The organism is Martinezella lusitana (genome assembly GCF_900094565.1).
Classification (GTDB): domain Bacteria; phylum Pseudomonadota; class Alphaproteobacteria; order Rhizobiales; family Rhizobiaceae; genus Rhizobium; species Rhizobium lusitanum.
Window position 1 is genome coordinate 12,497 of record NZ_FMAF01000039.1, and the last position, 23,621, is coordinate 36,117.

Sequence of the window (23,621 nt, forward strand, 5' to 3'; positions counted from 1 at the left end):
GCCGCGCAGTCACAGTGAAGGCGTGTGATGAGCAAGAAGATCGCATTGGTTGGATCACGACTTGCAGCCAAGGACGGGGAGGTCGCATTTGATCTGCGAAGCCAGCTTCTGCGCCTTGGGCGGCAGTCGCTTGCCGTCACTCTAAGCTTGCTTCTCTTTCTTCAGCCCGCAATTGCCAACGCGCAATCCGTCTCCGCCGCCGGATCGGCGCCTGCCGCCAACCAGCCAAGCGTCGGCGCTGCCCCGAATGGCGTTCCGCTCATCGATATCGTCACGCCGAACGCCGCCGGCCTGTCACACAACAAATACGATAATTTCAATGTCGGCACCCAGGGTCTGATCCTCAACAACTTCAAGGGCGAGCAAGGCACCTCGAACCTCGGCGGAGTGACACCGGGCAATCCGAACCTCAATGCCTCGAACCCGGCTTCCGTCATTCTCAATGAGGTCACATCAGGCAACCGCTCGGCGCTGAATGGGCCGACGGAAGTGTTTGGGGGCAGGGCCGATGTCATTATAGCGAACCAAAACGGTGTAACCTGCAACGGCTGCGGCTTCATCAACACGCCGCATGCGACGCTCACGACTGGCGTGCCGAATATCGGCGCCGACGGTAGCCTTACCGGCTTCACCGTCAATGGCGGCGACGTCACCTTCGAAGGTACCGGCGGCAACTTTGCGGCTGCTCCCGGCGCCGTCGATCTGTTCGATGTCGTCTCGCGCCAGATCCATGTCAATGCGCCGGTCTACGGCAAGACCATCCGGCTTACGGGTGGCGCCAGCCAGTATAATTACGCCACTGGTGAGTCGACGGCGCTGACGGCAACGTCAGGCACGCCGGAATATGCCATCGACGGCACCGCACTCGGCGCCATGCAAGCGGACCGCATCAAGGTCGTCGTCACGGAAAAAGGTGCCGGCGTCAAAATGAGCGGTGACATGGCCGCCAATGCCGATGAGCTGTCGCTATCGGCCGATGGCAAGATCTCGATCGGCAATGTGTCGGGGAACCAGGGCGTCAGCATCAAGTCGAAACAGACGGTGACAGCTGCTAAGGTGACTTCGAAGGCGAAGGTTGCCATTCAAGCTGACCAGGGTGTCACGCTGCAGACGGTCGCAGCCGATAGCGACATTGTTCTTTCGAGTGGCGCTGGCCTCTTGAGCGTGTCAGGCGATGTCAACAGCGCTACGACCGTACAGATGAGTTCGGACGGCGGTATTGTTGCCGGAAGCGTTACGGCTGGCAGTGGTGGGGCGTCGCTTTCGACGACTGTGGGGGATATCGCGATTGCCGGCGTGACCACCAGCGCAGGCAGCCTCAATCTCACCGCGACCTCCGGCGCGATCTCGGCCGCCTCGTTGCAGAGCAGCCAGAATATTGCCGTGAACGCCGCTCTCGATATTGCCGTTGCCGGCAACGTGCAGGCGCAGGGTAACGTCAGCGCCGCCGGCCGGTCGATTTCAGCCGGCAAGGTCATCTCCGGCATCGATATCGCCGCCACCAGTGCTGATCCGAGGGGCAATGTGGTGCTCGGTACAGCCGGCGGTGATCTCGGCCTAACGGCGACCGCCGGCAATATCGCGACCGGCAATCTCGTGTCGGCTGGAAGCCTCAATGCGAGCGCGACAGGCAATGTCACGGCCGGCAATATCCAATCGACCAACGGTCTGAAAATCGCCGCTGCATCGCTCGCGGCTAGCAGCGTCACCTCCCATGGCGCGCTTGCGGTCAATACGGCGAGTGGTCGTGTTGATGTCAGCGGCCAAATTCTCGCTGCAAGCAATGTCTTGATCTCGGGGTCTGCCCTTCAGGCCAGCGCCATCGCCGCTGGCGTCGACTTTGCGGCCACCAATGCGAACGGCGGCAGCATTGTTCTCGGTCCGTCCGGCACGCTCGGCTTGACCGCCACGGCGGGCAATATCGTTGCCGACAAATTGCTGTCGGCAGGTGACCTGACGGTCAACGCCGCCCTGTTGCAGGCCAATAACATCACCAGCCACGGCGCTGTCGGCGTTGTCGGCGGCGTCAACGTCGCCAATCAATTACTCAGCTCCGGCAATACTACCATCAATGGCAACGCTTATGGTGTCAGCGTCGGTCTGATTGCCTCGGGCGTCGACTTCGCCGCCACCAAGGCTGCCGGCGGCAATATCGTGCTGGCGGGCAGCGGCGATCTGACGATCAACGACAGCGCTGGCGCCATCCAGGCAGGCACCGTGCTTGCGGCCGGCGCGATCAACGCCACCGGCCAGACCATCACCGTCGACACGATCACCGGCCAGAAGGACATCACGCTTTCCGGCGCCACCAGCGCGACGGCCGGAAGCGGCGGCGTAAAGGTCACGAGCCAGATCCTCGGTGGCGGCAATGTCGGCATCATCGGCTCGAGCATTGCGGCCGATGCTATTGTCTCTGGCGTCGATATCGCCGCCACCGATGCGGCGGGCGGGCGCATCACCCTTGGCCCGACGATAGCGGGAACCGGCAATCTGACCTTGACGGCTGCTGGCGCCATCAGCGCCGGAACATTGCTGTCATCGAGCGATCTCATTGCGAACGGCGCAACGATCACCGCCGGCAATATCTCCGCTCATCACGACATGACGCTCGGCGGCGTCATCGGTGTCAGCGGCCAGATTCTGGGCGCCGGCAATGTACTGGTCAGTGGGCAGAGCTTATCCGCACAGACTATTGTGGCAGGTCTCGACTTCGGCGCCACCAATGCTGCCGGTGGCAATATCGTCCTTGGTCAAACCGGTGATCTGAAGGTCGCAACAAGCGGCGTTGTGACAGTGCCGACGGTCCAGGCTGCTGGCACCGTCGATATCCGCGCCGCATCGGTCGCCAGCGACGCGATGACCGGTCACAAGGACATCACCGTTTCGGCCGTAAGCGGTCCCGTTAACGTGACCAACCAGGTGCTGGGTGGTGGCAACATCAATCTCGTGGGTTCCGCCATTAACGCCAGCGCCATTATCTCCGGCATCGATTTCGCCCGGACGGCTGCGGCCAACGGACAGATTGTTCAGACGACAAGCGGCGATCTGACACTTGCTTCGACCGGTAATATCAATGCCGGTACGCTGCTCTCGGCCGGCCGTCTCGGCGCTGCAGGAACCACGGTCACCGCCATTGCTATGACAGCACATGGGGACATGACGCTTGCGGGAGCGATCAACGTCAATAGCCAGATCCTGAGCTCGGGAAATGTACTGATCAGCGGCCAGAGCTTGTCGGTACAGACTTTGGTCGCTGGCATCGACTTTAGCGGCACCAACGCCGCCGGCGGCAATATCGTTCTGGGTCAAACCGGTGACCTGACGGTCGCGACCAGCGGCGTTGTGACAGCACCGACGATTCAAGCTGCAGGCACCACCGATATCCGCGCCGCGGCGGTCACCAGCGATGCGATTACCGGCCACAAGGACATCACCGTTGCGGACACCAGCGGTCCGGTTGACATCACTAACCAGGTGCTGGGTGGCGGCAACATCAATCTCTCCGGTTCTGCCATCAAGGCCGGCGCGATTATCTCCGGCGTCGATTTCACCCGGACAGCGGCCGCCAATGGACATATCGTCCAAACGGCGAGCGGCGATATTTCCTTGACGTCGCCAGGCGCCATCAGTGCTGCCACACTGCTATCGGCTGGCAATCTGCACGCCTCCGGTTCGGCGGTCACCGCTGATGGCGTCACGGCGCATGGCGACGTGACGCTCGGCGGCGCGATCAGCGTGACAGACCAGATCCTGGGTTCCGGCAACGTATCGATCACCGGCCAGAGCCTTTCCGCCCAAACCGTCGTGGCTGGTATCGACCTCGATGCGACCAACAGGGCAGGAGGCAATATTGTCCTTGGCCAGTCTGGCAATCTCGCGATTTCGGTCGGCGGTACCTTGGCGACGCCGACGATGCAGGCCGCCGGCAGCATCAATGCCGGCGGGGCGATCATCAATGCCAATGCCGTCACCGGCCATGGCAACATCACCTTGTCCGGCTCAACCACCGTCACCAGTCAAGTCCTTGGCGGTGGTAACATCGCCATCTCCGGTCCAGGCATCAAGGTCGGCACTGTGGTTTCCGGTGTCGATTTCGCCAGAACTGCTGCTGCCAACGGCAACATCGTTCTGACGGCAAGCGGCGACTTGACGCTTGCGTCGACCGGCTCGATCAATGCCGGCACACTGCTCTCAGCTGGCAAACTGAACGCCTCCGGCTCGACCATCGCGGCCGACGGCGTCACCGCGCACGGTGATGTGACGCTGGATGGTGCGACCAGCGTTGCCGGCCAGATCCTCGGATCGGGCAACATATCGATTACCGGCCAGAGCCTGTCAGCGCAGATGCTTGTCTCCGGCATTGACTTCGATGCCACCAATGCCGCCGGCGGCAATATCGTCCTTGGTCAGACCGGCGATTTGACCGTGGCCGTCAATGGCGCCGTTGCGGCACCGACCATACAGGCGGCGGGCGCCATCGACGTCGGCGGCGCGTCCGTCACAGCAGCCTCGATTACCGGCCACAAGGATATTAGCCTTTCCGGCACGGCAGTCGGAGGTGTGAATATCGCCAACCAAGTGCTTGGCGGCGGCAATATTGGCATCTCCGGCACGAGCATCCAGGCTGGGACTATCGTCTCGGGCGTTGATTTCGCAGCAACGGCAGCTGCCAATGGGAATATTGTTCAGACGACAAGCGGAAATCTGACGCTGGCTTCGACCGGCGCTATCAATGCTGGCACTCTGCTCTCGGCCGGTGCGCTGTCGGCCGGCGGCTCGACCGTGAATGCGGATGCCGTTACAGCCCATGGCGATGTGACGCTCAATGGCGCCACCAGCATTGCTGGCCAGATCCTTGGCGCCGGCAATGTGCTGATTACTGGCCAGAGCCTGTCGGCACAAACGGTTGGCGCCGGTATCGACTTCGATGCTACCAACAGGGCAGGGAGCAATATCGTTGTTGGCACGACTGGCGAACTGACGGCCCAGCTCAGCGGCGGGTTCTCTGCATCGACGATACAAGCCGCCGGTGCCGTCAATGTCAATGCCGCGACTGTGACGGCCGATACCGTTACTGGTCATGAGGACATCACGCTTTCCGGGATAACGACCGTTAATCACCAGATCCTCGGTGGCGGTAATGTTGGCATCTCCGGCTCGAGCATCAAGGCTGGAACTATTGTCTCGGGCGTTGATTTCGCCGCAACGGCAGCCGCCAATGGGAACATCGTACAGACGACAAGCGGCAGTCTAACGCTCGCTTCGACCGGTGGTATCAATACTGGCACATTGCTCTCGGCCGGCAGTTTTTCGGCCAGCGGTGCGACCGTGACTGCGGATGCCGCCACAGCGCGTGGCGATATCACGCTCAATGGTGCCACAAGCATTGCCGGCCAGGTTCTCGGCGCGGGCAACATCCTGATCACTGGCCAGAGCCTGGAGGCGCAGACGATCGTCGCCGGTATCGATTTCGATGCGACCAACAGGGCAGGAGACAATATCGTTCTCGGCCAGACTGGGGATTTGACGACCCAGCTCAGCGGCGGGTTCTCTGCATCGACGATACAAGCTGCCGGCGACATCGACGTCAATGCCGCCACCGTGACGGCCGATACCGTCACCGGCCACAAGGATATCGCGCTTGCTGGTGCGACAACAGTCAATGGCCAAATCCTTGGCGGTGGAACCGTCAGCGCTTCAGGCCCGAGCATCGCGGCCGGGGCGATCGTCTCCGGTGTCGACTTCGCCGCAACGGCTGTCGCCAACGGCAACATCGTGCAAACATCAACTGGCGATATCTCGCTCACCTCGACGGGTGGCCTCACCGTCGGCACGCTTCTGTCGGCCGGCGATCTTACCGCTCAGGCGACGGATCTGACGGCAAGCAGCATCACCAGCCATGGCAAAACCAATCTGAAGGCAAGCGGTACGGCCGCAAGCGGCCGCGTGAATGTGAGTGGCCAAATATTGTCGGCCAGTGAACTCACGATCAACGCCAACAGCCTCAACACCGGTCTCCTAGTCTCCGGGGTCGACTTCACGGCGACCAGCAGGGCACGGGGTAACATCGTCCTCGGTCCGTCCGGCGCCATGAACCTTACCGTTGTGGATAATGCCGCGGCCGGCACGATCCTGTCGGCTGGCGATTTCACGGCGAATGCCGGCAATCTGCAGGCAAGCAGCATTACCAGCCATGGCAAAGTCGGTGTTGTCGGTAACGTCGATGTCAGCAACCAGATCCTGGCCGCAGGCGACCTCGCGATCAAGGGCGGCAGCATCAGCGCGCCCACGCTGATCTCCGGCATCGACTTTGCAGCCACCAATGCGGCCGGCGGCAATATCGTGCTGGCTTCGTCGGGAGCCATGAATCTGACGGCCTCCGGCAATATCACGGTTGGCACGATCCTTTCTGCTGGCGATCTCGCGGCAAGAGCCACAAATCTGGCGGCTGCCAGCATCACCAGTCATGGCAAAGTCGATATTTTCGGCAGTCTCGCAGCCACCAATCAGGTGATTTCTGCGGGCGATCTCACATTTAGCGGCGGCAGCATCAATGCGCCCATCTTGATTTCCGGTGTCGATTTCGCTGCCACCAGTGCCCGCGGCGGCGGTATAGTGCTCGGAACCGCCGGCGACATAAATCTGACAGCGTCTGCGGGCATCACCGCCCAGACCATGCTATCAGCCGGCGCCATCGCCGCCAGCGGGTCTGCGATTGCGGCCAACGCTGTGACCGGGCATGGCGACATTACCCTTGCGGGCGGCAACAGCGTCAACGTCACGGGCCAGCTCCTCAGTGCCGGCGATGTCTTGCTCTCCGGTTCGAGCGTCCAACTGGGCCAGGCAGTCACCGGCGTCGATTTCGCGACCACTGCGCGATCGTCAAACGGCGCCATCGCTCTCGGACCAAGCGGCGATCTGACCATTAACGCCGGAAGTGCGTCGGCCAGCATGCTGATCGTCGCCGGCAACCTTAATGTGGCCGCGAGTGCCTTTACGGGCGGCAACATCACGGGGCACGGTGCGGTCGCGATCGGCTCTTCCACCAGTCCCGGTGCAGTCAGGATCAACGGCCAACTGCTGGGCGCCAGCAACGTCTCGATGACCGGATCTGCCGTCAGCGGCAACGTTATCGCGGCCGGTGTCGATTTTGCGGCGATGGACCAATCGGGAGCCGGTAATGTCATCCTAGGCTCGGCCGGCAATCTCACGCTCGCGGCTACCGCAGGCGACATCTCTTTCAACAGCCTCCTTGCTGCCGGGACCATCACGGCCAATGCGGCGAACAATATCAGCGCCAATGCCGTCGCCCATGGCGACCTGGCCCTGGCCGCGGGAAACGCCATCACGCTCACCGGCCAATCGCTGGGGACCGGCAATATCAATCTCAATGCCCGGTCGATGACGATCGATACGCTGGTTTCCGGCGTCGACTTTGCCGCCACCAATGCCGCGGCTGGCGGAAGCCTGATGCTGCAGCGCTCGGGCACGATGACGCTTGCCGCCTCGAACGGCAGCATCAACGCCAACTCGTTGCTGTCAGGCGGCAATCTTGCTGCAAGTGCAACGCAGAACATCGGCTATTCCAGCCTGCAGAGCCTTGGCAACGCCACGCTCACGGCGCCTGGCGCCATTGCTTACACGAGCACTACCCGCGTCGGCGGCAATCTGACGCTTAACACCGGTGCGCTGGATCTGTCCGGCACCAGAGGCAGCCGCATAGCGGGCGGCGGCACGCTGATCGTCAACGCATCCTTGGCCAACCTGTCGGGCAGCAATCTCGTCTTCGGCGGCCTGGCGCTCAACCTCTCCGGCAGTGCCGATCTCTCCAACGCGCAAGTCAGCACTGTTACCAATGCGGGTGGTTCCGGCGATATCTCGATCTCCGCCGCAGGTTTGACGACAAACGCCAATACCGCATTACTTGCCGCGCATGACCTGACGCTCAGCCTGCCGTCGCTTGCCAATACCGGTCAGCTCGCTGCCGGCAACAGCCTTACCTTCAACATATCAGGCGATTTCTACAACAGCCCTTCCGGCCTCGTCTTCGCCGGCAACAACGCCAACCTCTTCGTCGGCGGCATACTCACCAACGATCAGGGTGCCATCCTTTCCGGCACCGGCCTTACCATGGCCGGACCGGGCGGCGGTCAGCGCAATGGCGCTGTCGTCAATTCCGCCGGGCTCATACAGTCCGGCGGCAGCATGTCGATCTTGACCAACACGCTGATCAACACCAAGACCTCGGCACCGGCGATCCAGCGCAATGTGCAGATCTCCAACGCCGTCCTCAGCGCCTACGATCTCATCACCAGGACCTACGAGTGCCAGACGCGCTGTGGAACCGGTTCGGGACAGCATGAGCCGACCTACGGTTGGACGGAGACCATCGACCAGCTGGTCACCCAGATCGTCTCGGAGGATCAACTGATCAGTGGTGCCGGCGCCTCCGCGAAGATCCGTGCGGGCAGGGACCTGACCATCGACGCAACCAACCTGAGGAACGCCTACAGCTCGATCAAGTCGGACGGCAATATGCTGCTTACGGTGGCGGGCACGCTGACCAATGACGGCGCGACCCTGAACCGCATCACCCAGACCGTCTGCGACAGCTCCACTCCCTGCCAATATTACCCGGATGTTGTTTCTTCCGACACGACGCAGGGCGGTCCGGATTGCAGCGGTCCCAATCGCCCCTGCATCGGCGGCGGCGACCCCGCGCTCACCTATTCGGACAACCCCAACGGCACACGTGACCCATCAAAAGATCTGGCGGCCGGGACGACGGTAAGTGTCCAGGCCATTGGCGTCCTGTCGGGTGTCATCCAGGCGCGGGGCGCACTCAATGTTTCCGCCGGCGCGGTCAACAACGTCGCTTCCAACGGCTCGATCGCAGGGCAAGTGGTGATTGACGCTGCAGCGACTACGAACAATCCGCTTGGTGCCTTGAACAGCATGACGGCCGGCGGTGCCCTGTTCAATGTCAATGCTGCTCTTACGGGCGTGGTCGCCAATAGCGGTGCGACAGCTGGCAGCGGCCCGACGCTGACAAGCGGCGGCCCGACGATCGGTTCCGGGCCGGCCATCAATGGTAATAGCCTGGCGATCGCCGGCGCGACGTCGATCGGCGGCAATAGTCTGACCGTGGCTGGCGGCGCTTCAGTCAACGGCAGCAACCTGACGGCTGGCGGTGCCTCGATCAGTGGCGGCAGCCTGACGGCCGCCGCCGGCGCCTCGGTCGGTGGCAACGGCGTGACGGCGGCGACCGGCCCCTCGATCGGTTCGAACACCCTGACGGCTGGCAGCGCTTCGATCAACCCCAATAGCCTGATGGGCAAGCTCACCGCTGCTATCGGCAATAGTGGTAATCTTACCCAGATCCTGCAGACGAACGGTGCTCAGCTCGCAGCGGTTGCCAAGCCGCAATCCGGAGGTGTTGGCGGCACGGTTCCGGGACAGGTCTTCCTGTTCGAGACACGAGCAGCCTTCCTCGACGTGTCGAAGTTCTATGGTTCCGGCTATTTTATCGACCGGATCGGCTATACGCCCGAGACCAAGGTTCCCTTCCTGGGCGACGCCTATTTCGACAATCAGCTCGTCGACGAGCAGATGCGGCAGCTGGTCGGCAACGGCCTTGGTGCCGGCTCCTTCGTTCCAGGCGATAACGCCACCGATCAGATGAAGTCGCTGCTCGACAATGGCGTGGCATACGCCGAGGCGCATGGTCTTGCCCTCGGCCAGGCGCTTACTCCCGAGCAGGCGGCCAATCTTACCGAGTCGATGGTGATCTACCAGGCCGAGGTCGTTGATGGCGCATCGGTGCTGGTGCCCGTCGTCTATCTCTCCGCCGCCGATCGGGCCAAAACCACGTCCGCGGCCACCATGTCAGGCAATACCGTCAGCATCGACGCTGGCTCCGTCGACAATTCCGGCGCGATCGCCGCGGCCGACGGCATGACCATCAACGCCACCGACATCAAGGCGAATGGCGGGGCCTTCCTTGCCGGCGGCAACATGAACCTCAATGCCGAAAACGGCATCACGCTGGCCGCCCAGACGATGAGCATCGGCGGCCAGACCGTGGTTGCCGCCAATGGCGGTGTCACGGCCGGCGGCAACCTGAAGATGGATGCCGGCGCGGGTAGTCTGATGCTGAGCGGGACGAAAGTGGCCGCCGGCGGTAGCGCCCAGCTTTCCGGCCAGACCGTCACGATCGGTGCCGTCAAACAGGACAATGGCGGGGTTCAGACGCTTGTTGGGACCACCGTAACCACCGGCGGCAATCTCAGCATCGCCGGCGCAAGCGGCGTCAACATCATCGCTAGCTCCGCCAAGGTCGGCGGTGACCTATCGGTTCTGTCCTCGAACGGTTCCGTCAGCATCATCTCGGCCGGCGTCGACAATACCGTTCTTGGTAAGGACCGTCTGAACCTGTCTCAGGGCGGCACGATCACGACCACGACCAGCCAGATCCAGCAGGGCTCGTCGCTCACATCAGGTGGCACCACCCTCATATCCGGCAGCCAGGGAGTGCTGATCGGCGGCTCGTCGCTTGTGGCCGGCGGTAATCTCGGCATCGTCTCGACGAACGGCAATATCGCCATCACGGCCTCGCAGGATCAGACCACGAGCCAATCGAAGACGATTGCCGGTGCTGCCAATGGCTACAAGGGCGGCCAGTCATCCTCGACCTCGGTCACCAGCAACGCGTCCTCGATTACCTCGCAGAACGGCAATGTGACGGTCCAGGCCGACACCGGCAACATCAGCGTCATCGGTTCCGACGTTAACGCGATGGGTGGCACGGCCAATCTGATTGCCAAGGGCGACGTCACCATCGGTGAAGCAACCAACAGCGCTTCCTCTTCCAGCAAGTCCGGCTCGAAAAAGTCAACCGACGCGACAACGACGGCTGAAGGTTCGTCGATCTCCGGCCAGACCGGCGTCGACATCGCTTCCAGCAGTGGCAACGTCACGATCTCGGCCTCCGACGTCACGGCTGGCGATGCGACGCATACAGCGAACGCCAATCTCCAGGCGGCCGGCAACATCGTCATCGCCTCCGGCAAGGATACGGACGAGACCACCTCCGACAGCAAAAAGAGCGGCTTCCTGTCGTCTTCGAAGACCCACACGCACACCTACGACGAAGATACGGTCGGCTCCTCGATTTCCGCGTCCGGCAATATCACTGTCAACGCCGGTGGCGAGGCTGTGGTCTCGGGTTCGGAAATAGCAGCGGGCAATGGTCTCAGCCTTTCCGGCTCAACCGTCACCGTCATGGGGGCCGAGGAAGAACACGAGAGCGATAAGCAGACAAAGAAGTCGGGCATCGGCGTCGGTTCCGGCGGTGGGTTCATCTCGATCTATGGCAGCCATGACAAGACGATCAGCGAAAGTTCGAGCGACAATATCGGCTCGACGCTTTCTGCCGCCAACGGCAACATTACGCTCAATGCCACCAAGGGCGATCTCAACATCATTGGGTCCTCGATCTCGGCGACAAACGGTGATGTCACGGGCAAGGCAACCGGCGATATCAACATCCTGCCAGGCCATGAGAGCGACGACACCTCGAAGAGCGACAAGCGCTCCGGCTTCGGTATCCAGGTCTCGACCAACGGTGGCGGTGCCTCGATCGGCATCGGGGTAGGGCGCTTCACCGATCAGGTCAATCAAAGCGCCGACACCAATGCGGTGTCGACGATCAAGGCGGGTGGAGACATCAACCTGACCGCCGGCAACACCTTCAACGACCAGGCCGGTCAGATCACCGCAGGCGGTGGCGTCACCATCTTCGGGCAGAACGGCGTCAACATTCTCTCCGGCAATGACATTACCAATTTTGATGAGGTCGCCACCAGCTTCTTTGCTGGCGTCAGTGTCGGTGTTTCCTCAAGCTTCGTCGGCGCTGGCCAGAGTATAGAGAACCTCGCCTCCAAACTCGGCAAAGTCACGGACGGCTATTCGGCGGCCAATGTCGCCTTTGCCGGCATGCAGGCCTACGATGCGCTCTCCAGCCTCAAGAATGGCATCAATGCTGGCAATCTCGCTTCGGTCTCTTTGACCGCCGGCTTCAGCTATTCCAAGAACGAGACCTCGGTTTCGACCTCGACACCAGTGCTGCCGACGATCTCGGGCAGCTCGGTTGATATCTCGACAAATGGAGACTTCACCAGCCGAGGCCTACAAATCTCCGCAACTGCCAATCCGGACCATGCCGACGATCCGATGAACGGCAGCGTGCTGATCTCCGCGAACAATATCGACATGGCCGGTGCCCAGGCGACATCCAATGCTTCGTCCAGCAGCCAGTCTGCGGGCGCCAGCATCGGCGTGTCGGTCGGCGTCGGTATGGGCGGGGCCACCGGCATCACGCCGACGGCCAGTGTCTCGGCCGGCCAATCGAAGTCTTCTAGTTCGTCGACGACACAGGTGATCTCGACCGTAAGCGCCACGGACAACATCACCTTCATCTCGAAGGGCGACACGACCCTCAACAACACCGTCTTTTCCGCCGACACGATCAACGGCAAGGTTGGCGGCAATCTCAATATCGTCTCGACGCCGAATACCGGCAGCCAGTCAAACAGTTCGTCCTCGCTCGGCTTCTCGTTTACCGGGCCGACGGTCGGCAGCACTGCCGGACAGGATCTGCTGACAGCCGGCAATGTCGGTACGGCACTTGGAGGGCTGACGCTCGGCGGTGTGCAGCCGGGCTTCGGCTCAGGCAAGGGCTCGACCAACTGGATCGATACGCCTGCCGGCCTCTACTCCACGGGCGATCAGAATATCACCGTCGGCGGCAACACCAATCTTGCCGCATCCGGCCTGATCTCGACTGACGGCCAGGTCAATCTCGACACCGGCACGCTGACCTGGTCCGATTTCGTCGGCACGCAGAAATATCAGGGCTATGAGGTCAATGCCAACATCGACCTTTATTCCGGCGCGGACGCCAACGGCAAGACGCGGAACAATTCGAGCGCCAGCGGCAAATACCAGCTCGATGACGTCGAGCAGTCCGTCAAGGCGACGATCTCGAGCGGTGGCGCGGCCGGCAATATTACCGTTCGCAATCCCGACCAACAGGCTTCGCTCGAGCAGCGCGGTCAGACCCGGCCGGTGACTGAGATCAACACCGATCCCACCAAGCAGAACGTGATCACCAAAGACAAGCATATCGATCTCGAGCCTTACGTCTCGGTACAAAGCCTCAGCGCAGCTGTTAGCGCCGGCAAGACCGTCCTGCAGGCGATTGGTGACGCACTCGACAAGATGGTCGCCGATCGACAGATGTCGTCGGGTGACGGCCAGACGGCGCGCAACATCCTGTTAAACCTCAAGGACCCTCAGCTACGCGCGGCGTTGATCAGCTGCGCGCAGCAAGGCGCCGGCACCGCTTGCTCGGGTGTCGACGCAGCATACGGCGCAGTTTCGTCCGATCTTGCACAAAAGATTCTTGGCATTGTCGGCCCCGGATCCAAGCTCATTGTTACCAGTGAGGAAGACAAGGTCCTTGTCATTCAGATGGGGCAGGCAGCGGGCGAGGAGGAGGAATCCGAAAGTGAGGCAGACCGCATTCTGCAAATGTACGGACCAATTGGAAAGGGGATACAAGGCTCTCTCGCGGACGACGTAGGTCCTTACGGCAACCTCAAGGGCGGCCCAACAATTCGGCCAACACCGCGCCAGTCGGAACTTGATGTTGGTGATGATCTAGGAGAGGGCTATACGCCACAGGTTAGCTATATCAATGGTCAGCAAGTTCCTTACGGAACGTCCGGTAGCGTTCGGCCGGACTTCATCGCCGACGATGGCAGCGCTGCGTTTGAAGTGAAGAACTTCAATATCACAACAAATTCGGATGGCCTTATCAACAATGTTGCAAAGCAGGCAGTTCAACGTTCGGTCAACCTACCCCAGGGGATGCAGCAGCAGCTCGTCATCGATACCCGTGGTCAAACCGTAACGCCGGAACAGGAGCTTGCAATTAGACAGGCTATAGTTGAAAGAACGAATGGTATAATCAGTCCAAACGCAATTAGGTTTAAAACGAAATGAGAACGATTGGCTTAGCAGGCGGAAGCTCTATACGGGAGCTCGGCCCGATATCGGATGTCTCTTTGTTCTTTGATTGTTTGAGGATTCATGTCGAGGCCGCCCATCCAGAGCAAGATTGGGCGTTGTTGACGGATCGCTTGTATCGCCGTTATCTTCGTCTTGAGGATTTGGATCAAGCCAGCGCGCTTATGAAGCAAGTTCAATCGATCTTTGCAGCAGTGCCGACAGCATCTGGAATAGCGTGGGATCCCGACCTTGTTGGCAATCGAGAAAAGACTTTCTTAAATCCGAAGCTACCGACTTTAGCGGATCTATTCGAGAAATATTTCGAACACTTCACATACTGCGTTCAATCATCGCGATTGAACTACGAGGCATTCAAGAATTACCCAAACTACTCATACGAGCCCGTTCGCATCGTGATCGCAGATCTACCGGGCCTCGCTCGCGATCAAAATAAGCCGCTGGCGGAGTATGATACGCTGGAAGGTAAGCCGTTTTGGCTTCGTTGAGGCGACGATGAGTTACGATCTTATTGTGTATCTACGTGACATTGAAATGCCGACACCCTCAGCGTGGCAAACGCGCATAGCCCAAGCGTCATTTTCATTTCCAATCGAGCTTTCCCAAGATTTCGATCCTCGCGCAATGACTGGCTTTCTCCCGGTTAAAGTGGACGGATTCACAGCTGGCTTTGAGTATTATTATACCTCGGCCTCACAGGAAGAGTTAGCTGAAGTCGGTGAGAATGGGAAAGCGGATCAATCAGTCCTTTTTTGCGCGCTTCGTAATCAGTTCAGGGAGTTGATCGCCGCCTTTGCTGCAGCCGGCACGCTTGCGTCCTTAACAGGCGGTTTGCTTGTTGATCCACAATCAGGTGAGAAAGTTCATAGTGACAATGCAATATCTTGGGCTCGCTCGGGTATCGATAGGCTGGAGCGGGCGAATAGGGTATAGTGGCCTAGCAGGATGTCCGCTTGCCATGCTTCAATCCTTCCGATGTAGCGATGCTGGACGCACAGCGACGCGCTGTTCCAGCACAAAATCGGGTCCCTGGTCGTGAATCATATCGGACAGGCGACGCCACCCTCCGCCCACTTTGTGCGACCTTTGCCTTCCCGACGCTTGAAGCAAATCAAAAAGATGCTAGTCCACCTGCGCTGGCGGAATGACCTCCGTATCCTCCGCCATAAGCATGCGCCCATCTTGTGCCCGCAGCTCCAGCCGCCGTACCGGCAGATGTTTTGCCTTGTCGACCAGCATCACGTGCGGCTCATTAGGCCCGAAAAAGAAATCCTCGCCCCATTGGCGAAGCGCGACCAAGAGGGGAAACAGGCCGCGCCCCTTCTGTGTCAGCACATATTCCTGATAGGGACTGCCATCGGAGGCGGGCACGGTGTCGAGAATGCCGTGGGCGACGAGACTGCGCAGCCGGGCGGACAGGATGTTCTTGGCAAGGCCGAGACTCTTCTGAAATTCGCCGAACCGGCGTAGCCCATCGAAGGCGTCACGGATGATCAGCAGCGACCACCAGTCGCCGATCGCATCCAGCGGCCGCGCGACCCCGCACAAGGAACCCTTGTGGCTTATTCTCTTAGCCATCCGATCCTTCCTTAATTGCTTTCGCATCTCTGGCGATGCCGTTTCGAGAGCGCAAACGGGCATCCTGGGCATCCGTTCCATATAACGGTTGCAAACTAAAACCACAAGAGATATCTATCTTGTGGTTTTAAACTGCAACCGCAATAGGAGAGCAGCGTGATTCCCTCTGACGCAACCTTCGCCGGCACATTCCCCTTCGCTCCGCATTTCACCGATGCTCCGGGTTTTCGCATGCATTACGTGGACGAGGGACCACGCGGCGGCGAGGTTATCCTCTGCCTGCATGGAGAGCCGACCTGGGGCTATCTCTTTCGCCATCTGATCTCGACGCTGAACCAGACGCACCGCGTCGTTGTTCCCGACCACATGGGTTTTGGCAAAAGCGAGACGCCTGAAGGGCGCAGCTATTGGCTGCAGGACCACATCGCCAATCTGGAGACCTTCGTGCTCGCGCTCGGCCTCACCGACATCACACTCGTCATGCACGATTTCGGCGGCCCGGTCGGCATGGGCTTTGCGGCTCGTCATCCACACCGCATCCGCCGCATCATCTCGGCAAACGGCCCGACACCGTTTGGTCAGCCGGATCTTGGCGATCAGGTGATGGCAAACGCCGCCTTGTCCCCATGGTTTCAATGGATCATCAAGGCCGAGGCCGACGGCACGCTGGAGCCGGTACTCAACAATCTCGGCTATAACATCCTCAGCACGCTCAAGCTCAACGGCTTCGAAAACAATACCGTCATCACCGACTCCTGGCTCAATGCCTATATTGCCCCCTTTGCCACGGCGGCCGAGTGTCTTGGCGCACTTGGCTGGGCCAAGGGCTTTGCGACCGGCTCCCACCAATTCGAGATACCCGATCCGGCCGCCGAGCGCATCATCCGTGGCAAACCAGCTCTCGCCATATGGGGCGAAGCGGACAGAACACTGCATGCGGAGCATTTCCTGCCGCTCTTCTCCGCGCTGTTCCCGTCAGCACCCATCGAGCGTCTCCCAGGCGTTGGCCATTACTGCTTCGAAGATGCGCCGGAGATGATCTCGCGCCTGATTGCGGATTTCGTGCAGCGGACCTGAGACCTAGGTCAAGCTATCCGGAGGCAAAACATCGCCAAATCGAACGCTCAGCCCGTTTCGCGCGGGCTTTGAGGCTCGCGCGCATAAGCAAGGACGATCTGATGCATCGTCAAACGCGCTATTGTTCAACTTCAAATGCGCACGACGACCTTTCCGCCCGCCTCATTTGTTTCCATTAGCACGTGTGCTGCCTGAATATCTTCAAGATCAAATACATGGATAGGTTTTGCCTGGTAGACCCCTCGGGCAGCTATCGGCTGTTGAGAAAGCGATCGTCAACGCAAAACGGACGCTCATCCAGGATCATCTTGATCATTGTCTCGAGGAGACCGTGGGGCCACTTTCGCGGGACAAGCGGCAGTCGATCGGCGAATTCAAAACCATTACGAAATATCTCTGACGGTATGACCTCACAGATATCTCGTACATAGCTGCAGGACTGAATACAATTATGGGTGGCAGTCCCTGTGCAGCAAAAACACGCACGCAAACAGAGATTTGAACGTAGCCATTAATTGTTGCATGATCGCTTTGATCTTTCAGATCGCCGAGGCAAGCCGTGTCTCGCTGTAAAGCCTTCGCAATTTCCCGGCGATGGGTCCCGGTTTACCGTCGCCGATGACGACATCATCGATCTTGATCACTGAAGTTGCGAAATTGGTGGCGGAGGTGATGAAGGCTTCCGCAGCCTCCTGGGCTTCCTCGACAGAGAATGGACGTTCCTCGACGGTCATTCCGGCACCACGAGCGAGATCGATAATGCTTGCCCGAGTGATTCCGTGCAGCAGTGCATTGGACAGGCCGCGCGTCACCAGGGTGCCATCCGCCTTCACGATATGGGCGGTCGCTGCGCTGCCTTCGGTGATGAACCCGTCCTCAACGAGCCATGCATCGTCTGCACCGCGCCTTATGGCTTCCATTTTCGCCATCGACGGATAGAGCAACTGGACTGTCTTGATGTCCCGGCGCTCCCAGCGCCAGTCCGGTACGGTGGCGATCGACAGGCCGGTTTGGCTGCGAGGATTGTTCAGCACCGGCTTCGCCTGGGTAAACAGCACCAGCGTCGGCTCTGCCTTCACCGGATATGCAAAATCACGATCGTCGGCGCCGCGGCTGATCTGCAGGTAGATCAGGCCCTCGTCCAGATGGTTGCGGAGGACGATGTCCCGGTGGACGTCGAGCAGCGCCTCTTCGGAAAGCGGGCAGGCAATGCCGAGTTCCGACAGCGACCGCTGTAGTCGAGCCGCGTGCCCATAGTAATCTATCAGTTTACCGCCGATCACCGCCGTCACTTCATAGATTGCATCGGCGAACAGGAAGCCACGGTCAAAAACGGAAACTTTCGCTTCGGTTTCGGGAAGCCAGGCGCCATTCAGATAAACTGTGCGGGTCAATAGGTTGTCCTCAGTCAGAAACAGGCTTTGCAAAGGGAGCGACGGCGATGCCGTGTGCGGCGAGCGCCGTGCGCAAGGCGCGTGCCGTCGCAACGGAGGCGGGGTTGTCTCCATGGACGCAGATCGTTGCCGCATCGACTGGCAGCTTACTTCCACCTACGGTCGGGATGAAGCCCTCCCGGATCATCGACAAGGTCTGATCGACGCTCTGCTGTGGATCGTGAATGACCGATCCCTCCATCTGGCGAGAGGTCAGCATGCCATTGTCGTCGTAGGTCCGGTCGGCATAGACTTCGCAGGCAACGCGAAGGCCGGCCCTTTCGGCAGCCTTCATCGTTTCCGAATAGGGTAGGGTGATGAACACAAGCGTCGGATCGACCGTCTTGATGGCGCGAACGCAGACCGCGGCCAGCTCGGGATCGACAGCCGCCATATTGCCGAGCGATCCATGGGTCTTGACATGAGTCATTGGCCAGGAAAGAGCCGACGCCATGCCTTGCATAGCTGCGATCTGATAGATGATCTGTGCTTCCAGGTCTTCCGGGCGCTCGCCGGAAATGCGCCGGCGGCCAAAACCATAGAGATCCATGAACGACGGATGTGCGCCGATCGCCACGCCTTTGGCCTTGGCGGCCAGGATCGTATTGCGCATCACCACGGGGTCGCCTGCGTGGAAACCGCAGGCAATATTCGCGGTAGAGATCAGCTCCAGCATCGCCTCGTCGTCGCCGATTGTATAGGCGCCGAAGCTTTCCCCCATGTCGCAATTGAGATCGATGGTTACCATCCGAAAGAACTCCTTGCGGGGTAAGCTTGCTTTCCGGCAATAAGACAATTTCTGTGCCGTCCCGCAGCGTCAAGTTGACAGCAGTTTTAGTTGACATACAGTTGGTATACTGAAATAGCAATAGCCAAAACCAGGTGAGAATCGCACCCGCTTGTAACGGATGAAAGGGATCGACGCGCAATGGCCAAAATGTTTCCGCGCATTCTTGCTTGCGGCGACAGCGCCTTGTGCGTCGAGCTTTCAGACATTATCGACGAGGTGATCAGTGGGCAGGTCATCGCGCTGGCGCAGAGCCTGACGGATACGCCCATCGACGGCGTCGAAGAGCTTGTGCCGACCTACCGCTCGCTGATGGTCGTCTATGATCCGGAGATCATTCGCGGGCGCAATCTTGCAATCAGCCTGCAGCACCGGCTGGAGGACCTCGCAGTCGGCGACAGCCATTCGAGACATTTCGACATCCCGGTCGTTTATGGCGGAGCGGTCGGGATGGATCTGGAAGCGCTCGCGGCCATGAAAGATCTGACGACCTCTCAGTTGATCGAGCTTCATTCGTCGGTGGAATATCGAGTTTATATGATCGGGTTTGCACCCGGCTTTGCCTATCTCGGCGGGCTGCCGGAGATACTGCACACGCCGCGTCTTGCTGCGCCCCGGCAGAGAATCGAGGCGAGCGCGATCGGTATCGGCGGCAAGCAGGCAAGCATCAATTCCGTTCCGGGCCCAAGCGGCTGGCGGTTCATCGGCCGGACGCCGCTGCGGCTTTTCGATCCGGCGCGGCCCAAGCCGTTCCTGCTTCGGGCCGGCGACAGGGTAAGTTTCCGCCCCGTCAGCGAAGACGAGGCCGCGATCGTTGCCCGTTCGATGGGCGCCGGAGAGATGGACCGGGAGGCGGTGTTGAAATGATCTTCCTGAATATCCAGCAGATAGGGGCGATGGCAACGGTTCAGGATCTGGGCCGAAGGGGCCTTCAGCATGCCGGCGTATCCGGTTCGGGCCCGATGGATATGCCGTCTTTCCGGATTGCCAACGCTCTTGTCGGCAACGAGCCGATGTCTGCGGCGCTGGAATTTGCAGGCGTTGGCGGAAGTTTTACGGTCACTCAACCGGTACGCTTTGCCGTGACCGGCGGTGACGTCGACATACGGCTCGATGGAACGAAAGTCTATCCTTGGGAGAGTTACGATCTATTGCCGGGGATGACGCTGGCGATCGGCGCCTTGCGGGACTGTGTCTGGGGATATCTCGCGCTCTCGGGTGGCGTGGATGTGACGCCGGTGTTGGGTTCGCGCTCCACGCATCTCGGCACGGGGCTCGGTGGTCACGAGGGACGTCGACTGCAGGCCGGCGACCACCTGCCGCTCGGCGAGGCAACCGCATCGGCTAATCTCGCCCTGCGGCAGCCATGGCGACGAAGCGCGCGACCCATTCAGGTCATTTACGGTCCTCAAGACGATTATTTCTCCGCGGACGTCAAGGAGACGCTTCTGGGGACGCCTTTCACCGTTTCTGCTCGCCGCGACCGGATGGCGCAGATGCTCGACGGGTCGCCGATCCGGGCAGTCGCCGGACACGACATCGTTTCTGATGGCACCCGCCCCGGCTCCATTCAGGTGCCGGCCTCAGGACGGCTGCTTGTTCTGATGGCAGAGCGGCAGACCGCCGGCGGCTATCCGAAGATCGCCACAGTAGCGTCCGTCGACCTGCCTCGATTGGCGCAAGTGGTGAGCGGACGGGCGATCCGCTTTGCCCGGGTTTCACAGGAACGGGCTGAGGAACTGCTGATCGGCGAACGGCAAGCTTTACGGGGTATCCTTGCAAACCTGGTGGCAAAGCCGAGAAACGACAATCAACGGGGAGAGATACTGCATTGAACCAGCCGCTTGCTCAACAGGCCTATGGAAAGATCATCGAGATGATCCTGTCCGGCACCTTGATGCCCGGCGATGCGCTGCAGGAAGCAAAGCTGGGCGAGACCCTGGACATGTCGCGCACACCGGTGCGCGAGGCGATCAAGCGGATCGAGGCCGAGGGCCTTGCCGAACAGGATGGCCGCTTTCTGAAGGTGCGGACGCTGACTGCCGCCGAGGTAGAGGAAATCTTTTTTCTGCGCGGTGTGCTGGAATCCTACTGCATCAGGCAGGCGACGTCGGTTCCCGTTACCTTGCTCGATGAGCTGGAGAAACGGGTTCGCCATCTGCAGCGCCACGGTCCGGGCGAAGAGGACGAGCAGCGCCGGGTGGACGACGACCTGCATCGAACGTTTGCGCTTTCGAGCCGCAGCGAGGTGATGGTCAGCACCATCGCCGATCTACGCCGCCGCACCTGCATGTTCGACCACAGCAACCTGCCGCATCGCTTTCTGAAAAGCTGCGAGGAACATCTGGAAATGCTCGACGCCGTACGAGCCGGCGATGCGGGGAGAGCTGGTATCCTGATGGCCGAACACATCACCCGTGCGCGCGATGCCATTCTGGAAAGGTTGGCGCTATCTCCCGAAAGGACGGCCGAATGAGATGCCTCATCGTTCAGCCGGTTCATGCCGACGGGCTGGACCTGCTCAGCCAAGCCGGCGTCGAGCCGGTCCTGTGCCCGAAGCCGGATACGGAGACCGTTGCGCGGATGATCGTTGGCTGCGATGCCGCGATCACTCGCGATGCTGGCTTGTCCGGCGCGGCAATTGAGGCCAGCGATTGCCTTCGTGTCATCGTCGTGCATGGCGCCGGCCACGATGCCGTTGACAAGGATGCGGCATCGAGGAAAGGTGTCCTCGTCTGCAATACGCCGGGCGCCAATGCACGCTCCGTCTCTGAGCTGGCGCTGGCACTGGCGCTTGCTGCTGCCCGTCGTATTTCCGCCGCCGATCGCAGCGAGCGTGCCGGCCTTCACGGCCTTCGCGAACGCGAGACCTTCTCCGAGCTTTCGGGCAAGACCGCCCTCATCATCGGCTTCGGCGCCACGGGCGCCGGCCTTGCGCATATGCTCAAGGCCGCGCTCAATATGCGAGTACTCGTGTATTCGCCGCGCATATCCGACCTTCAAGGCTTCGAACGGGCCGGCAGCCTCGGCGCCGGCCTGTCGCGGGCCGATCTAGTCTCGCTGCATACGCCGCTGCGTCCTGAGACCCGGCACCTGATCGGCGAAGAGGCGCTTTCCGTTGTTAAGCACGGAGCGATCCTCGTCAACACCGCGCGCGCAGGCCTGGTCGACGAAGCGGCGCTTGCCGCCGCCATCGAGGTCGGCCGGATTTCCGCGGCAGGTCTCGATGTTTACAGCGACGACGCCCCGCGAGGACCGCTGGCCGCGTCCGATCGGGTGATTTTCACGCCGCATCTCGGCGGCGCGACCGAAGAGGCCTTGCGCCGCGTCGCGGTTGGCTCGGCCAGAAACGTGCTGACTGCTCTATCCGGCGAGCGCCCGGCCACCGCACTTAACAACCCCGCAGAGATAGCCGCATGACCGAGACGCTGATCAGGGAAACCGTCGAGCGGTTGCTGGAAAAGATCAATGCCATTTCCGCCCCGGGTCCCGGATATACTCGACCGTCCTACAGCAGTTTAGAAAGCGATGCGCATCGCGTTATTATCGAAGAGGCCGAGGCGCTGGGCCTTGAGATCACACGCGACGCGGCGCTCAATCTCTTTGCCCGCCTGCCGGGTCTGGATCGGAACGCGCCTGCGCTTCACATCGGCTCGCATCTGGATACGGTTCCGATGGGCGGCGCCTACGACGGAGCGGCCGGTGTGGTCGGCGCCATGGCCTTGGCAACCGCCTTCGTAAAGAGCGGCGAAGCGCCGCCGACCGATATCGTCGTGACCGTGACCAGGGCCGAGGAAAGCGTGTGGTTTCCCGTCTCCTATGTCGGCTCACGGGCAGCGCTCGGTCGCCTGACGGCACCGGAAATGCAGGCCAAGCGCGCCGACAGCGGCCGCACTCTTGCCGATCACATGCTCGAACTGGGCGGCGATCCCGATGCCGTGCTGCGCAATCCAGGACTTGCGGCTGCCCGCTTCGTCGAGCTGCACATCGAACAGGGGCCGGTGCTCGACAAAGCGGGCGAAGCCTTCGGGATTGTTCATGGCGTGCGCGGTGGCTTGCGTTATCGGGATGCGCGTATCGAGGGTATATGGGCCCATTCCGGCGGAGCGCCACGCGCCGCCAGATCGGATGCCGTCTTTGCCTTAGCCGATCTCATCGTCGCTATGGACAAGGCCTGGGGTGCAGTTCTAGACGAGGGGCATGACCTTGCGGTCACCTTCGGCCGCGTCGATGCGGCGACAGCCGAACATGCCTTTGCCAAGGTTCCGGGCCGTGTCGATTTCTGCATCGATATCCGCAGCGACGATATGGCCATTCTCGAACGCGTCGACGGAATGTTCCGGGACGAGATTGCGAAAGTCGAGAAGGCGAGGGGCGTGCGTGTTGTCACCGGCGCGCAGTCGCGCAGCCAGCCGACACGGTTGTCCTCCAAGCTTGGCCACGACATAGCCGCTACCGCGGCCGCCTTCGATCTGAAGCCGCGATTCATGCTGTCGGGCGGGGGGCACGACGCTGCCGCCTTCGCTCAGGCTGGCTGGGAATCGGTCATGGTGTTTCTGCGCAACTGGAACGGAAGCCATAATCCGGACGAGGCGATGAGCCCGGCTGATCTCGTGCAGGCCGTGCGGGTCCTCCATCGCACGTGGTCGAGAAGGTGA

Annotated in this window: 12 protein-coding genes and 1 pseudogene; 10 read left to right on the forward strand and 3 right to left on the reverse strand. The window is 60.8% G+C overall.

Features of this window, described 5'->3' with window-relative positions; all coding sequences use genetic code 11:
- Window positions 1-27: 27 nt before the first annotated feature.
- The 3 genes from GA0061101_RS39955 to GA0061101_RS34890 are packed head-to-tail and all read left to right on the forward strand — an operon-like array spanning window position 28 to window position 15,021.
- Window positions 28-14,064: a hemagglutinin repeat-containing protein gene (locus tag GA0061101_RS39955; protein ID WP_092577062.1), complete on the forward strand. Its 14,037-nt coding sequence runs from the start codon at window positions 28-30 to the stop codon at window positions 14,062-14,064.
- The gene (locus tag GA0061101_RS34885) at window positions 14,061-14,576 is read left to right on the forward strand and encodes a hypothetical protein (RefSeq protein ID WP_037197900.1); all 516 of its coding nucleotides are present in this window, start codon (window positions 14,061-14,063) and stop codon (window positions 14,574-14,576) included. The genes GA0061101_RS39955 and GA0061101_RS34885 overlap by 4 nt, the downstream gene beginning before the upstream one ends.
- 7 nt (window positions 14,577-14,583) lie before the next feature.
- Window positions 14,584-15,021, forward strand: a complete 438-nt coding sequence (locus tag GA0061101_RS34890; protein ID WP_092577065.1) for a hypothetical protein — start codon at window positions 14,584-14,586, stop codon at window positions 15,019-15,021.
- A 189-nt stretch (window positions 15,022-15,210) separates the two neighbouring features.
- Here the strand turns inward: GA0061101_RS34890 and GA0061101_RS34895 are convergent, their stop codons facing one another.
- A complete protein-coding gene (locus tag GA0061101_RS34895) occupies window positions 15,211-15,666 on the reverse strand; it encodes a winged helix-turn-helix transcriptional regulator (RefSeq protein WP_092577068.1) in 456 nt (151 codons plus the stop codon).
- Between the two features lie 156 nt (window positions 15,667-15,822).
- Between GA0061101_RS34895 and GA0061101_RS34900 the strand changes: the two genes are divergently transcribed.
- Window positions 15,823-16,743 carry an alpha/beta fold hydrolase gene (locus GA0061101_RS34900; RefSeq protein WP_092577071.1) on the forward strand — a complete coding sequence of 307 codons (921 nt, stop codon included), beginning with the start codon at window positions 15,823-15,825 and terminating at the stop codon, window positions 16,741-16,743.
- Window positions 16,744-16,990: 247 nt separating this feature from the next.
- Window positions 16,991-17,143: pseudogene (locus GA0061101_RS34905) on the forward strand (metal-sensing transcriptional repressor); the annotation flags it as partial.
- A gap of 139 nt (window positions 17,144-17,282) precedes the next feature.
- Here GA0061101_RS34905 and GA0061101_RS34910 read toward each other — a convergent pair.
- Window positions 17,283-18,137, reverse strand: a complete 855-nt coding sequence (locus GA0061101_RS34910; protein WP_037197897.1) for a D-amino-acid transaminase — start codon at window positions 18,135-18,137, stop codon at window positions 17,283-17,285.
- Between the two features lie 10 nt (window positions 18,138-18,147).
- Window positions 18,148-18,924 carry a LamB/YcsF family protein gene (locus GA0061101_RS34915; RefSeq protein WP_037197891.1) on the reverse strand — a complete coding sequence of 259 codons (777 nt, stop codon included), beginning with the start codon at window positions 18,922-18,924 and terminating at the stop codon, window positions 18,148-18,150.
- A gap of 180 nt (window positions 18,925-19,104) precedes the next feature.
- Between GA0061101_RS34915 and pxpB the strand changes: the two genes are divergently transcribed.
- From pxpB to GA0061101_RS34940, 5 genes are read left to right on the forward strand one after another with little or no spacing between them, the layout of a single operon-like run.
- Window positions 19,105-19,830 carry a 5-oxoprolinase subunit PxpB gene (gene pxpB, locus GA0061101_RS34920; RefSeq protein ID WP_037197888.1) on the forward strand — a complete coding sequence of 242 codons (726 nt, stop codon included), beginning with the start codon at window positions 19,105-19,107 and terminating at the stop codon, window positions 19,828-19,830.
- Window positions 19,827-20,798, forward strand: coding sequence for a 5-oxoprolinase subunit C family protein (locus GA0061101_RS34925; protein WP_037197887.1), 972 nt, complete (start codon window positions 19,827-19,829; stop codon window positions 20,796-20,798). Before pxpB ends, GA0061101_RS34925 begins: the two co-directional genes overlap by 4 nt.
- The gene (locus tag GA0061101_RS34930) at window positions 20,795-21,439 is read left to right on the forward strand and encodes a GntR family transcriptional regulator (RefSeq protein WP_037197886.1); all 645 of its coding nucleotides are present in this window, start codon (window positions 20,795-20,797) and stop codon (window positions 21,437-21,439) included. Before GA0061101_RS34925 ends, GA0061101_RS34930 begins: the two co-directional genes overlap by 4 nt.
- Window positions 21,436-22,383: an NAD(P)-dependent oxidoreductase gene (locus GA0061101_RS34935; protein ID WP_037197885.1), complete on the forward strand. Its 948-nt coding sequence runs from the start codon at window positions 21,436-21,438 to the stop codon at window positions 22,381-22,383. The genes GA0061101_RS34930 and GA0061101_RS34935 overlap by 4 nt, the downstream gene beginning before the upstream one ends.
- The gene (locus GA0061101_RS34940; RefSeq protein WP_037197884.1) at window positions 22,380-23,621 is read left to right on the forward strand and encodes a Zn-dependent hydrolase; all 1,242 of its coding nucleotides are present in this window, start codon (window positions 22,380-22,382) and stop codon (window positions 23,619-23,621) included. The genes GA0061101_RS34935 and GA0061101_RS34940 overlap by 4 nt, the downstream gene beginning before the upstream one ends.

What these genes read in the sequence shown, in the direction of transcription:
- GA0061101_RS34935 (WP_037197885.1), top strand. Translation starts at nt 21,436, where the DNA reads ATGAGATGCCTCATCGTTCAGCCGGTTCATGCCGACGGGCTGGACCTG.
- GA0061101_RS34940 (WP_037197884.1), top strand. Translation starts at nt 22,380, where the DNA reads ATGACCGAGACGCTGATCAGGGAAACCGTCGAGCGGTTGCTGGAAAAG.
- GA0061101_RS34885 (WP_037197900.1), top strand. Translation starts at nt 14,061, where the DNA reads ATGAGAACGATTGGCTTAGCAGGCGGAAGCTCTATACGGGAGCTCGGC.
- GA0061101_RS39955 (WP_092577062.1), top strand. Translation starts at nt 28, where the DNA reads ATGAGCAAGAAGATCGCATTGGTTGGATCACGACTTGCAGCCAAGGAC.
- GA0061101_RS34915 (WP_037197891.1), bottom strand. Translation starts at nt 18,924, where the DNA reads ATGGTAACCATCGATCTCAATTGCGACATGGGGGAAAGCTTCGGCGCC.
- pxpB (WP_037197888.1), top strand. Translation starts at nt 19,105, where the DNA reads ATGGCCAAAATGTTTCCGCGCATTCTTGCTTGCGGCGACAGCGCCTTG.
- GA0061101_RS34925 (WP_037197887.1), top strand. Translation starts at nt 19,827, where the DNA reads ATGATCTTCCTGAATATCCAGCAGATAGGGGCGATGGCAACGGTTCAG.
- GA0061101_RS34895 (WP_092577068.1), bottom strand. Translation starts at nt 15,666, where the DNA reads ATGGCTAAGAGAATAAGCCACAAGGGTTCCTTGTGCGGGGTCGCGCGG.
- GA0061101_RS34890 (WP_092577065.1), top strand. Translation starts at nt 14,584, where the DNA reads ATGAGTTACGATCTTATTGTGTATCTACGTGACATTGAAATGCCGACA.